Genomic DNA, 12,732 nt, shown 5'->3' with positions numbered 1-12,732 from the left:
GGTATTCCTATGGAGAGTAAATCTGCAGTTACTAATCATGTGCGAATGGAGTTTCCCAGTCTTGCGGAAAATGTGGCCTTTGCCAGGACTGCGGTTGCGGTATTTGCCGCCCAGCTAGATTTTACCCTAGAGGAACTAGATGAGGTTAAGGTGGCCGTATCCGAGGCAGTGTCTAATTGTGTTATTCATGCCTATGCCGAGACTGTTGGTACTGTTGTGATTGAGATGGCAATTCTTAATGCAGATACCCTACAGATTACAGTACGGGATCAGGGGCGGGGTATTAAGAATGTTGATCAGGCCTTAGAACCTACATATACGACCTTGCCTGAGGAACGCATGGGGCTTGGACTAGCCTTCATTAATATGTACATGGATGAAGTAGTACTAGATTCAACGGTGGGTGTGGGTACCACAGTTCATATGAAGAAGCAAAAAGCAGGCGAAAAGGATTGAAGCAAGGATGCGAGAACTATTCGAAATCGAGCTACCCTGCACTGAACTGTTAACCGAAAACGAAACCAGGCAACTTCTAGAGGATTCCCAAGCCGGTGATCCCGTCGCCCGGGAACGGTTAGTTCATCATAATTTGCGACTAGTGATGAGTATAGTGCAGCGATTTGTGCATCGGGGGAAGAATGCAGAGGATTTGTACCAAATTGGTTGTGTCGGCCTATTAAAGGCGATCGATGGATTTGATTTGGAAAGACAAGTACAGTTTTCCACCTATGCCGTGCCTAGAATTGTCGGGGAGATCAAACACTACTTAAGAGAAGACCAACCGATTAGGGTTAGTCGGAGTATGCGGCAGTTGGCTATGACCGCCCGGGCTCTTCAAGAAAAGATGACCCAGGAATCAGGGGCCAGCCCAACACCCGCTGAGCTGGCCGAAGTACTGGAAGTTAGTAAAGAGGAGTTGGTGGCTGCCCTGGAGTCCATTCAGGCTCCCATGTCTTTGCAAGAACCCATCGTGGAAGGTGAAGATAGTAGTATACTCCTGGAAGACCGGCTTAGCAACGAGGTAGAAGATGAACAATGGGTAGACAATATTGCGCTAAGGGAGGCTCTTGGTAGGCTTTCTCCACGGATGCGCCAACTAGTGATTCTGCGGTTTATTCAAGATAAGACCCAGACGGAGGCAGCAGGGGAGTTGGAGCTGTCCCAAGCCCAAGTGTCTCGGTTGGAGAAACAAGTTTTGTACCAACTACGAGACTTGCTTGCCGACTCCCTCGACAAGGATGCGGGGTGAGCTACTTAGTGGTTGCAGATTTGCATATTCATACCAATGCTTCAGATGGGACCTATACTCCTGAGGAGATTGTCCAAAAGGCATGGGAACAGGGCTTTAGTACAATTGCCATTACAGATCACGATGCAATTGATAATGTTTTTCCCACCATGCAGGAAGGGGAGAGGTTACAGGTTAATGTCATTTCAGGAGTCGAACTAAGTACCGAATTGGGCCAGGGGGAGATTCATATCCTCGGGTATTGTTTTTCTCCAGCGGATCCATTCCTGCTTTCCGCACTGGACCAACTGCGACTCTCGCGTATGAGACGGGTGACTAGAACTGTAGAGCTGCTGCAGCAGATGGGGATGTGCCTAGATCTGAATGATGTTTTGGCCGTCGCCGAAGGTGCGGCGGTGGGCAGGGCCCATGTGGCCCGGGTGCTAATGGCTAGAGGCTATACTAGTAGTATCGCGGAAGGATTTGCACGGTTTCTTGGCCAGGGCAAACCGGCCTACGTTTCGCGGGCCCGTTGTCATACGTTGGAAGCTATTGATTTGATCATCAATGCCGGGGGGGTACCGGTCCTCGCCCATCCTGGCCTTAGCCCCGCGGGTTTGAAATACCTTCCTACACTTGTTGATGCGGGCCTTGCTGGTCTTGAAGTCTTCTATCCACAGCATAGCAAAGAGCAAGAGGAGACGTTTATGCAGATAGCAGAGGACTATGATCTGCTCGTTACCGGGGGGTCCGATTGCCATGGTGCCGGAAAGGATCAGATCTACTTCGGCTCAGTACGTCTGCCTGATTATTACATTAGGGCATTGATGATGCGGGCAGCCGATCTACAAACTAACTGATACCACCTAAATAACACCACCTTGCCTATTATTACTTGCAGGTATACCGGCCTTAAGAACGAATCTTGAGAATATAATTTTAATAGCGTAAAAAGCAAGTATACCGAATGGTGCGAAAGAAAGGTTGTGCGGCGGGTGGCCTTTGATCCTAACATCCAAAAGATTAAGACTTGACGGACACCTACTTGTGTTGATGCAGGTTGGATCCTACTTTAGGAAAGGTGGCCGTGTCATGCTAGAAGGGGAGATTGTCAGATTACGGGCAATTAACGAGGGAGATTTCGTTCGGATTGCCAGGTGGGGCAGGGATGATGAGCTGAAGTACTACATGGAAGGTGATTACCCCACCACTGTTGCTGAGTGTGGGCCTTGGTTGGATAAGGCCAAAAGTGATCCCCACGCAAAACTGCTGGGAATTGCGTTGAGAAGCAACAACTTGATCATCGGCGATGTTGGGCTGAGCCGTATTGCCTGGCGTAGTAAAGAAGCAGAGCTGGGGATCCGCATCGGGGATCACAAGTGTTGGAATCAAGGTATAGGAACTGAGGCGGTTTCTTTGATGTTGGCCTACGGTTTTGACCACCTTAGTCTAAATAAGATATACTTGCGCGTCTACGACTACAATCAGCGGGCCATTCATTGCTATAGCAAGTGTGGTTTTCGCGAAGAAGGCTTTGTCTATCGACAAAATGAAAATAAGCAGACCTGCCGAATCATCCTGATGAGTCTGGCTTCTCAGGAGTATCGGGCGGCGAGGGTACCGTTCCATCCTGCTATTTGAAGCGATACCCACTATATCTATGGCCAATAGGTGAGTATGATGCCAGCTAGAGCCGAACAGGTCAGAACTAGGATCGGGTGGGCCTTAAGGCGTCTTACTCCCAATAGGGTCAGGCCGAGGATAACCAGCGCTTTGATGTTGATAAGCTCTGGTAGCTGAGCAAATCCTTTTGGAAGGCCAAGGGTAATCGGTTGTTTGAGGATAGAGGTCTCAGCGACAAAGAATGCCGCGGCAACGATTAGTCCACAGATCACTGGGCGCATAGCCAAAAACGCCTCTTGCATCAATTCGCTCCTTTCATGTCTTTGCATAAACTTGGATATGAGCAAAGCTAGAAGCAATGATGGTAAGACAATGCCCGCAGTGGCTATCGCAGCCCCAGGGATCCCTCCCACGTGATACCCCACCAAGGTGGCGGAGTTTACGGAAATGGATCCGGGGGTGATCTCAGAGATGGCAATCAAGCTGTGGAATTCGGTAGTGTCCATCCAACCTTGAATCTCCAGTTCATCTTGGATCAGGGGGATCATCGCGTAGCCGCCACCAAAACTAAACAGACCAATCCGAAAGAATATGAAAAACAGCTTGATGTAGATCACTAGGCTCGCGCTCCTTTCGTCGGCTTATTAGTACTTAGCAGTGAGCGGACAATGCCAACGACCAGGCCGATGGCGATTGCAAATATGGCATGCACGTTTGCACCAACTACCAGCAGGACGGTACCGATTACTAGTAATATCCCCATTGCATCTTGTACGCTCAACTTGATTAGGTCGATGGCTGCATGTAAGATTAGCCCGACCACACAGCAGCGAATTCCCCAAAAGGCCGCGGTAATAACTGGATTGGCGTCAAGCTCCGAGGCGAAGGCAGCAACGCAGCTTAGGATAACAAAGGAAGGCAGAACAACGCCTAACATGCCTCCAATGGCACCGGCAAAGCCCGCCAGACGATAACCCAGCAGGGTCGCAGAATTAACTGAGATGGAGCCGGGCATTGATTCCGAAACGGCGAAAATGTCGATGATATCCTCATCACTGATCCAGCCCTTCTTATCCACTGTTTCATCTTTGATCAACGGGATCATTGCGTATCCGCCCCCGATGGTAAAAAAACCAATCTTGAAAAAAGTTGCAAATATCTCGAATACCTGCTGCAGCCGATCTCGTCTAGCCTGTGTCTGTACAGCTTCCATGGTTACACTCCTTTCTGTAGATAGTGTGAGAGGACCAACGCGGCTGCTCCGGCGGCAATTGCATTGTGACCCCATGCAGGACGACGGAAGGCACAGCGGAGATGGCCCGGGTTATAGAGCATGCGCTGTGCAGTTCGGACTGCCTCGCGGTAATAAAGATCGGATGTGTCAGAGATCATCCCTCCGAGGACAACCATTTGTGGGTGCAGGATGTTCACAATATTGGCGATGGCAATTCCCATGTAGTTGGCTGCCTCTTGTAGAACCTGAACAGCCAGAGGATCATCGTTGTCCGCTGCGATACAAATGTCCTTGAAGGTGATGCTATCTAGGGTCATGTTGCTCATCAGGTAACTATCCCGACCTTTGCGGATCTCGGAGCGAAAGGCATTAACAATTGCCGGAACAGTGGAAATCGCTTCGATGCAGCCAAACTTTCCACAGTGACAGGGTCGTCCTCCCGGCTCGACGATCATATGTCCGTAGGCACCCTCGGTATCACTGTCGCCGCTTAGTAACATATCCTTAGCGATGATTCCACAGCGGATCCCCACCCCGATATTGATATAAATGACACTGTGCACTCCCCGGGGGGCATGGATGACATGTTCTCCCATAACGGCGGTAGTGGCGCCGTTAGCGATAAAGACAGGGGTTTCAAACTTGGATTCGAAGATATCCTTCAAATCGATGTTCTGCCAGGTGGGATTAGGGAAACTAGAGGGGTTCAGCAGAATCCCATGCTCAAGATCCAGTGGGCCGACCGAACCAATACCGACGCCGATCAACCGCTCTTTTGGTCGCTCCCTAAGATGTTCCTCAAGAAGCCCGGTCACAGAACGGAAGACATCCAAAGCATTGCGTTTTGCATCAATGGCTAAATCGCAAACCCAAACTGGTTCAAGTAGAGCGTTACAGATAAGCACCCGGATGTTAGAGCGGGACAACTCGATGCCGACCATGTGTACACCATCGGGGTTAACGGAGAACAATACGGGTGGTCTTCCCACCGTAGTAACGTCCGTGTTTTCCTGTTGGACTAGTTCAAGATCAACAAGTTCCTTAATATTCCGGGCTAAAGTGGTCCGGGGCATACCCGTAAGCTCCATCAAGCTTGTGATAGTTGGACTAGTCTGCATGAGAATACAGTTCAGGACGCGCAAAGTATTTTCATCAAGGGTAGAAAGAACGTGCTTATTTTCCAACTTAATCCTCCCCCTATACAAATTCTATCCGATTTGGACATAACTCCGCTCAAAACTAGGCAACTCGGTGTGCTTTCTTGCCAGTTCTTTGAAGTTATTGAGAGCGAAAGAAAAGCTGAGGAACGCAGCCAATAGTGGGACACAGGTGTTCGTGGACCCAGGTAGGACTTGGTGTGCGCGTAGCGTTCTCACTTGTGTTTCATTAATATTACCATATTGGTTAAAAGTCGTCAATACGATTTGTAAACGTTTTTACGCCAGCCCCAGTTAAGGATCTGATTGGCGGGGAAGGGAATGCTGCTAGACGTCGTGTGGGGCTGCCGATCGGGGTCCATCAGAACCGGTAGAAACCCCAACAAATTCGTCCGTTTTCGTTGCGGGCGGAGGATATGGAGTGGCTAAAACTGCGATCAAGATATTCTAGTCTTACTTGAAGTACTACTTCCACCCAACTTAACTTAAGGACACTTAGTCGATTACTGCATGTGCTGGCTATTGAAGGTCAAACAGGTAAGCCCACGGCTCTGTGGAAAGACTTCACCAGGGTACTTGTAGCTACCTGGTTTTGGTGCTGTGTATTGCCAAAGTCCAAGGGGTCTGCCCGATGTTAGAGTGACCACGGGATATTTGCATCCCTGAAGGCATTTGTTAGTGATGGTCTGGCTTAGATGCAACAAGTTCTATACATATTATATAGGCAACCATCCAAGGAACCTGATTCTGGCGAAGCTTGTCTTCTGTGGCCTCCTTGATGGCCTTGGCCATAAATCCTACTGCTCCCAAGGGTGACGATAGGCATGGCTTAGTCGGTGGTTTCGCCGGGGCAATGTAACCTAATGTTCTGAAGTGCAGTGACCACCTAACTGTAGCGGTGTTCAAAGGATGTCGTTGCCACATGATCATGCTGTTTTCAAGAAGACTAGCTACTGGAAATTCATGAATGTGTAACGCTGATTTTCCGTGGTTTTCATGCACCGTCACAGTGAGGACAAGGCGTATTCCCCTGGGCAGGAATACTATCACCCCTTTTTTGCTTAATGTGCAGGGAACTGCAAAATACACCAGATTAAAGCAGGAATTTGTCGAATGGATGTGGAACCTACTGTTAGCAAGATATCGTTCTTGACGTGAGTGCAAGCTGTTGGCGCGGAGGTTGATTTGGACATGGTGGATATCCTGGTTAAGGGTGGACCGGTCATGGTCCCACTTTTGCTTTGCTCGATTATCGCATTGGCAATTAGCTTGGAGAGATTGATTTATACTGCTCGGTGTCGATGGGATACCAGGGATTTGATCGAACGGATCAAGCTTCTTCTCGGGCAAGACAAGCCACTAGAGGCAATGCAAGCGGCAAAGAAAGCTAGAGGTCCATCAGCCGCGGTATTAAGTAGTGGAATTGCCAATTATGATCGTGATGTGGAGACGATTCGGGAGTATATGAAGGCTGCCGGACAGCAGGAGATTTATAGGCTAGAACGGGGTTTGCCCATGCTCGATGCAATTATCTCCATTGCGCCGTTACTTGGGTTGCTCGGTACGATTACAGGTATTATGAAGAGCTTTAACATTCTTGGTGCCTTAGAGGGAATTGCTGAGCCAGCTTTACTCAGCGTCGGTATAGCAGAGGCCTTGATTACCACTGCGGCAGGATTGATTGTTGCCATCCCCACCGTGGTCCTTCATTACTTTATTTCCACCCGAATTGAGCGCTTGGTGGCTGATATGGATGTGCGTGCCACCGAATTCATTGATTTTATCAAGGTTATAAACGGTAAGTCATCTTGATGATATAATTCGTTTACTTATCCGCTACACGCGGAGGATACAGGTGAGCCCGATGCTGTTTGAACGAAGAAGAAAGTATCGTATAGAAGTACAGATTGTACCCATGATTGACGTCATGTTTTTTCTGGTCGTCTTCTTTATGCTATTTACTACCTTTAAGACAAATCCTGCGGGAATAACCATTGATATCCCCCAGGCGAACACCAAGGACACCCAACCAGTGGAGTACTTGGTTGTTAGCGTTGACCGTGATAGTAAGCTATATGTGGATCGACAACAGGTATCTCTGCTACAGCTACAGGACCTTGTAGCAAGGCGTATTAAGGACAACTCTCAATTGCCAGTGGTGATTGAGGCAGATCGTCGCGTTCCCTGGGAGAGAGTCATTGAAGTTGTTGATGAGATATGTGCTGTGGGAGGACATGTGTTCAGCTTCGCGGTCGCCCCTAAAGAATAAAGTGTGGGAGTGATAATAATGTTCGGGGACGACAGTTCTCTTGGTAAGTATATTGTAGTATCAATTGTGTTGCATGCCGTGCTTATCGGTGTCTATCCTCGATGGCAAAGCAAAACCCCGGGAAATGTGGCCACGGGGTCTCCTTTACTTTATGTAGTGCCTTACACAAGACCGAGCCCTCCCGAGACAGCAACTGAGTCACCGGTGCAGAAAACTGAACCGAAAAAAGCACAGACAGTGCCAAAACAAGAGGAGACTCCGCCACCGAAGGAGCCGGAGAAGAAGGTAGCGCCTCCGCCGAAGGCGCCAGAACCGGATCCCGTACCACCGTTGCCGGAGAAACCCAAAGTGGAGCCTGCGGCATCGAAGACGAAAGTCCCGGAACCAGTTCAGGAAAAGGCCCCTGATGTGGTTTCATCATCAACGAGCGAACTCGTTTTGCCCATCGCCCCAGAGCCTGAGCCTGAGCCAGAACCAGAGCCAGAACCGGAGCCGGTTGTAGAAGAGGCACCAGTGGACGAAGGGACTACCGATGTTGTCGGGGATGTCACCTCGGCAGCGCCACAAGAGCCTGTACCCTCTGGCTTTGGAGAAGTTGTGGTTGATTACAGGATGGTTCCGACTAAGGCGATTGACCCAATTAGCAAGGATATTGTGGATATTGAAGTGGTCGTCGAAGGCGGTAAGGTGCAGGATGCCAGGATCCATAGTTCATCGGGTAATGCAAGATTCGCTGAGAACGCGCTGCAAACCGTACTTAGATGGGAATTTGTGGAGCGAAAAACACGCTACTTGGTGCGCATCAGGTTTATCTACGAATTGATCACTCTAAAAGACGGTTTCTCCATGCCAAAACTGCATGAACCCGAGTTGATTCACTTTGAATATCTCAGTGATTCACCGCGAATATGATTAAAGAGGGGTTAGTTGAATGCCACGTAAGGTTGTGCTACTTAGCTGCGTGTTTCTTCTGATGGTTACAGCTGCGGTCTATGGTTCATCCTTTTGGGATAACTTACCGGAGACTTTGGTTCTTAAGAACGACTACATTGCTATTCTCGTTAACCTGTCCGAGGAGGGCATGGCAAGGTTTTCCTTAAGTACTACGGGGGGTGATCCCACTAGGGCGGATGATCAGAATAAGCAACTACTCTTTGGGCAAGAACGGCCGCGTACTTCATACACGACGGTCCAGATTAATGGAACTGATTATGTCTTTGGAGGACCATCCTATCGCCGGGGCGGCAGAGATGTCCGTTTCGGGGCCCTAGTTGATGGTCCGCGTATTGACAAGAACGGCGAAGCCATCATTACCACCTATGCTTTTCCAGACGCATTAGTCACCCAGACTTTAAGTTTTGCCCGAAGTTCAACCACGGGGCTGGAGGATACGGCGCGGATTTCATATCAGGTGGTTAATGAGGGGCAGGATCCAATAAGGCTGGGGCTACGAATCATGTTAGATACAATGCTTGGGACCAATGACGGAGCACCTTTCCGAATTGGGGATGAGGCGATAAAGAGTGATACCTTCTACTCATCCGATGATATGCCTCAGTTTTGGCAAGCATTTGATTCCTTGATTGAACCGGCTGTAATGGCTCAGGGTACCCTCAGTGGAGCAGACATCACCACACCTGATCGGGTGTACTTTAGTAATTGGGGCGACTTGGCCGATGGCCCGTGGGATTTTGAGTTTTACCCAGGACGAGATTTTACCCGGGCTGGTGATTGGGAACAAGATAGTGCCATGGCGCTTTTCTGGGATCCAGTTACCGTCGGGCCGGGTGAGGAGATCGAGTACGTTACTTACTATGGTTTAGGGGGCATCACCATTGCACCCGGGGAACTCTCACTGGGCGTTACAGCACCTGCCAGTGTTGTACCCTCTTTAGACGAAGAGCCATTCTCTATTGTTGCCTATATCCAGAATACCGGACGGACGACTGCTAAGGATGTTGTGGCCACCCTTGAGCTGCCAGCGGGGCTTACGTTACAATCAGGTTCACTGCAAAAGGAATTAGGGGATCTACCGGTCCATGATACGGTACAAACCTACTGGTTAGTGAAGCCTGATCCACAAATTGCAGGGGATAAGCTTTTCTTCACGGTACGTCTCCGTTCGTTTAATACCGATCCCAACTCGGTTACCCGGGGGATTACCGTTATTCCACCACCAAGACTGAAGGTTGAGGCCCAACCACCGCGCCTTGTGGGATTTTCCGGCGGAGTAGGTCTATATGAAGTGGTCGTATCTGTTACCAATAACGGGGGATTTGTGGCAAACAATGTCTGGGTTGATTTCACCGGTCCCACTTTGCAGCTAGCAAACAAGGAGACGAAGGAGAAATACTTAGGCAACCTTACGCCGGGTGAGTCGGTTTCACTTAGCTGGTTTGTGCGACCTAATCTAGCCTACAAGGCTAAGGATGACCAAGGAAAGATTCGTTACTTCTATTCCTTTGTGGGACGAGCCTCCAATGCGACCAATGCCACGCTGTCGGGCCAACTCTATGTTGAGGATCTGCTTCCTAAGGTCTACGTAAACAGCTGTGAAGAAGTTGCGCCAGGGGACTTCGTTACAGTGGAGGTCATGGCAGACGATATTGGAAGCTTTTTTGGTGGTAGGGTGTCTGTAACCTACGATCCAACTATGTTGAGTCTGCTGCCCGGTGGTGTTGAACGGGGCACCCTCTTTACTGATGTGAGTGAGGGAGGACGCACACCGCTTCACTGGGCTGTGCTGAAGAACAACATCGTTGATGGTGTTGTGAGCATTGAAGGGGACCGAAGCCCCCTCGGAGCCATAGGGAACACCTCTGGGAGCTTGGTGCGACTGCGTTTTATTGCTGTTGGAACGGGGACGACAAAGATAGCGGTGGAAGAAGTAAAGGTAATTGATGGTGCGGGTAACCCAGTCGATGTATTGGCCCTTCCGCAGACCATCACTATGGTACCGGTGAATTGACATTAGTTTTGTAAATAGATTCCGGTAAGGGGGAGCTTGATTATGCGGACTAAGAGAGTATTGGTCCTAGTAGTAATGATCTTAACATTTTCCGCCACATGCGGAGCACAGGTTCGGCAGTTTAAGGATGTAGATCCTGGCCACTGGGCCTACGATGCGATCAAACAGCTTGTTGATGCGGGCATTATCCCTGTTTTCGAAGACGGGACCTTCCGGGGCAATGATTCCGTTGACCGGTATACTCTAGCCAGTGTTATAGCTGCTGCGATTGAGAAGGCGGCAAAGGATCCCACTGGACTTACTGAGGAAGATCTAGTGCTGCTAAAACGCCTGTCTACGGAGTTCCGTGAGGATCTAGTCCGGTGGTATGAGGATCGCCAAGCGCTCCTTGACCGCATGGAAAGTGTGGAGAAGCTTACGGTATCCCTAGATGAGAGTATTAATCAGTCCCTTTTGGGGATCCATGCTTTAGATAATAGAACTGTGGAGCTTAAAGAGCGTATTGAAAGGGAACTGGTGACAAAGGGTCAACTAGAAGAAGAGCTAACGGTTATTTCTACGACGGTCGCCAGCCTATTAGTGGAGTTTAGCCAGGAAACCCAGCTAGTAGACAAAATTCAGCAGGATGTGGCATTGCTCCAAGACAACGCTGTAGCCATGGGGGTTAGCACTTCGGATCTCCAGGGTGGACTGGAGAAGCTAAATGTCCAGCAACAACAGTATGCAGACGACGTTCAAAAAGCCCTAAATCGTCTTGAAGGTTTGATGGGGACTCTGACAGAGGAGAATACCGGTCTTGCTACTCGCTTGGGGCTATCCGAAAGTGACCTTGCTAGCTTGAACAGCCAGGTGGACTCGATACAAGCGGACGTCACCAGTTTGCGGGATTCAGTCAAGGAAATGTCCTGGCGAATTAGCGAACTAGAAGAACGATCGCTGGAGATGGATCTAAACCTTTCCCAGCTAGATGATTTGATGCAGAAGGAAATCGAGGATCGTCAAAGGCAGATCCTGGAGTTGACCGATGGCTTAGGAGAATTGAGGGAGCTTTTGGGGCGAAATGCCGAGGAGACAGCTGCAATACTAGGTGAGTTGCAGGTTAATTTATATACTCTGGAGGATGTTGTGGGGGTCCTGCAACCAGATTTGTCCAGTCAGCTCAGTGGAACCAGGGATGAGCTTAAGAAAATGCTTGATGCCCAAAGCAAGTCGTTGGAGGAACATAATAAGGTCCTAGACACCGTTCAGAAAACCCTCTCAACCCATGGATTATCCTTGGGGGAACACAAGCAGACCCTGTTGGCTTTGCAGGATTTGCTTGCCACACATGGCTCGCTGTTGGAGCAACAAGATGCGGCTTTGACCAATTTGCAGCAGGTGACCTCACAGCTTCAGGGGGAAATTGACAAGATTGAAGAGGCTCTAAGCGAACGGGATCAGGTGTTAGCAGCTTTGCAGGAATACACTGGAGCACAACAGGCAGCCCTAAGTCAACAGGAGAAGCTCCTTGGGGAATTGACAGATCGGTTCAATTTGCTAGCCGATGATCACCAAAGACTAACCGAGCGGCAAGCCAACGCAGAAGCTACTCTTACACAGCGATTGGTTGCGTTGGAGGATTCGATTACGGCGCTGCAAAGGGAAGATGAGAGGATCAACAAAGGCCTTCTTGAACACCAAAGTGCACTTAGTGATCAAGGTGCAAAATTGGCTGATCTCGAGGGACAACTAGGCGTACTAAAGCAGGAACTTGCGGAGACAAGACTGGAACTAGGCCTACTTGGTACCGACTTTGAAGACGGTCAGAGTAGTATAACTGCCAAGTTGGAGGTTATTTCACAAAAGTACGATGTTCTCGAGAGCGATCTCCAATCATTGCTTGCGGATCACCAAAAACTTGACAGCAATGTATCAAGCAATCTAGAGACAATGGAGCGGCGCCGGATCCAGGAACTTGCTGGATCGGAAGCAAAGCTGCAGATGGAGATTAAAGGCCTAAGCAGTCGGGTGGAGGATCTAGGTACTCAGATTGAGTACTTGAACACTAATCTAGCTGAGGAAGTTGCCGCCCACGTATCCGGTTACCGGATCAGTGAAAGTCAGTTAGTGGATAAGTTGGAGAACTTAACTCAGCAGTTTACTAGTTATCGTCAGACTAGTAATGCTCATGTGGAAGCCCTGGAAGGTAAGGTCAAGACCATGCAATTAGTGGCAGTGCTAAGCTTGATTATAGCTTTGATAAAGTAACACATT

12 protein-coding genes are annotated in these 12,732 nt (G+C 49.3%); 9 read left to right on the top strand and 3 right to left on the bottom strand.

The features are described from left to right. Positions 1-9: 9 nt before the first annotated feature. The 4 genes from spoIIAB (at position 10) to M0Q40_02790 (ending at position 2,869) form a co-directional block, all read left to right on the top strand. Complete coding sequence (gene spoIIAB / locus M0Q40_02805; protein MCK9221546.1) at positions 10-456, top strand: anti-sigma F factor; 447 nt, start codon at positions 10-12, stop codon at positions 454-456. 7 nt (positions 457-463) lie between these two features. Next, on the top strand, positions 464-1,249 hold the full coding sequence (locus M0Q40_02800; GenBank protein MCK9221545.1) for a SigB/SigF/SigG family RNA polymerase sigma factor: 786 nt from the start codon (positions 464-466) through the stop codon (positions 1,247-1,249). After that, positions 1,246-2,088, top strand: a complete 843-nt coding sequence (locus M0Q40_02795) for a PHP domain-containing protein (GenBank protein MCK9221544.1) — start codon at positions 1,246-1,248, stop codon at positions 2,086-2,088. Before M0Q40_02800 ends, M0Q40_02795 begins: the two co-directional genes overlap by 4 nt. Before the next feature lie 232 nt (positions 2,089-2,320). Continuing rightward, positions 2,321-2,869 carry a GNAT family N-acetyltransferase gene (locus M0Q40_02790; protein MCK9221543.1) on the top strand — a complete coding sequence of 183 codons (549 nt, stop codon included), beginning with the start codon at positions 2,321-2,323 and terminating at the stop codon, positions 2,867-2,869. Positions 2,870-2,886: 17 nt separating this feature from the next. Here the strand turns inward: M0Q40_02790 and M0Q40_02785 are convergent, their stop codons facing one another. The 3 genes from M0Q40_02785 to M0Q40_02775 are packed head-to-tail and all read right to left on the bottom strand — an operon-like array spanning position 2,887 to position 5,269. After that, positions 2,887-3,468: a chromate transporter gene (locus tag M0Q40_02785; protein MCK9221542.1), complete on the bottom strand. Its 582-nt coding sequence runs from the start codon at positions 3,466-3,468 to the stop codon at positions 2,887-2,889. Next, positions 3,468-4,064 carry a chromate transporter gene (locus tag M0Q40_02780; GenBank protein ID MCK9221541.1) on the bottom strand — a complete coding sequence of 199 codons (597 nt, stop codon included), beginning with the start codon at positions 4,062-4,064 and terminating at the stop codon, positions 3,468-3,470. Before M0Q40_02780 ends, M0Q40_02785 begins: the two co-directional genes overlap by 1 nt. 2 nt (positions 4,065-4,066) lie before the next feature. Next, positions 4,067-5,269, bottom strand: coding sequence for an ROK family protein (locus M0Q40_02775; protein MCK9221540.1), 1,203 nt, complete (start codon positions 5,267-5,269; stop codon positions 4,067-4,069). 1,164 nt (positions 5,270-6,433) lie between these two features. On the opposite strand from M0Q40_02775, the gene M0Q40_02770 reads away from it, so the two are divergent. The 5 genes from M0Q40_02770 to M0Q40_02750 are packed head-to-tail and all read left to right on the top strand — an operon-like array spanning position 6,434 to position 12,726. Then, positions 6,434-7,054 (top strand): MotA/TolQ/ExbB proton channel family protein, encoded by a 621-nt coding sequence (locus M0Q40_02770; GenBank protein MCK9221539.1) that lies wholly within the window; start codon positions 6,434-6,436, stop codon positions 7,052-7,054. Between the two features lie 52 nt (positions 7,055-7,106). Further along, positions 7,107-7,511, top strand: a complete 405-nt coding sequence (locus tag M0Q40_02765) for a biopolymer transporter ExbD (protein ID MCK9221538.1) — start codon at positions 7,107-7,109, stop codon at positions 7,509-7,511. Between the two features lie 18 nt (positions 7,512-7,529). Further along, entirely contained in the window at positions 7,530-8,423 is an 894-nt protein-coding gene (locus M0Q40_02760) for an energy transducer TonB (GenBank protein MCK9221537.1), read from the top strand. Between the two features lie 19 nt (positions 8,424-8,442). Beyond that, a complete protein-coding gene (locus tag M0Q40_02755; GenBank protein MCK9221536.1) occupies positions 8,443-10,479 on the top strand; it encodes a cellulosome anchor protein in 2,037 nt (678 codons plus the stop codon). Between the two features lie 42 nt (positions 10,480-10,521). Next, positions 10,522-12,726, top strand: a complete 2,205-nt coding sequence (locus M0Q40_02750) for an S-layer homology domain-containing protein (protein MCK9221535.1) — start codon at positions 10,522-10,524, stop codon at positions 12,724-12,726. The last annotated feature ends 6 nt before the right edge of the window (positions 12,727-12,732 follow it).

This window comes from Limnochordia bacterium (genome assembly GCA_023230925.1).
Taxonomy (GTDB): Bacteria; Bacillota; Limnochordia; order DUMW01; family DUMW01; genus JALNWK01.
The sequence above is the reverse complement of the archived record's forward strand: the minus strand, read 5'-3'. Positions and strand labels throughout refer to the sequence as shown.

What these genes read in the sequence shown, in the direction of transcription:
- M0Q40_02800 (MCK9221545.1), top strand. Translation starts at nt 464, where the DNA reads ATGCGAGAACTATTCGAAATCGAGCTACCCTGCACTGAACTGTTAACC.
- M0Q40_02790 (MCK9221543.1), top strand. Translation starts at nt 2,321, where the DNA reads ATGCTAGAAGGGGAGATTGTCAGATTACGGGCAATTAACGAGGGAGAT.
- spoIIAB (MCK9221546.1), top strand. Translation starts at nt 10, where the DNA reads ATGGAGAGTAAATCTGCAGTTACTAATCATGTGCGAATGGAGTTTCCC.
- M0Q40_02765 (MCK9221538.1), top strand. Translation starts at nt 7,107, where the DNA reads ATGCTGTTTGAACGAAGAAGAAAGTATCGTATAGAAGTACAGATTGTA.
- M0Q40_02780 (MCK9221541.1), bottom strand. Translation starts at nt 4,064, where the DNA reads ATGGAAGCTGTACAGACACAGGCTAGACGAGATCGGCTGCAGCAGGTA.
- M0Q40_02760 (MCK9221537.1), top strand. Translation starts at nt 7,530, where the DNA reads ATGTTCGGGGACGACAGTTCTCTTGGTAAGTATATTGTAGTATCAATT.
- M0Q40_02770 (MCK9221539.1), top strand. Translation starts at nt 6,434, where the DNA reads ATGGTGGATATCCTGGTTAAGGGTGGACCGGTCATGGTCCCACTTTTG.
- M0Q40_02750 (MCK9221535.1), top strand. Translation starts at nt 10,522, where the DNA reads ATGCGGACTAAGAGAGTATTGGTCCTAGTAGTAATGATCTTAACATTT.
- M0Q40_02755 (MCK9221536.1), top strand. Translation starts at nt 8,443, where the DNA reads ATGCCACGTAAGGTTGTGCTACTTAGCTGCGTGTTTCTTCTGATGGTT.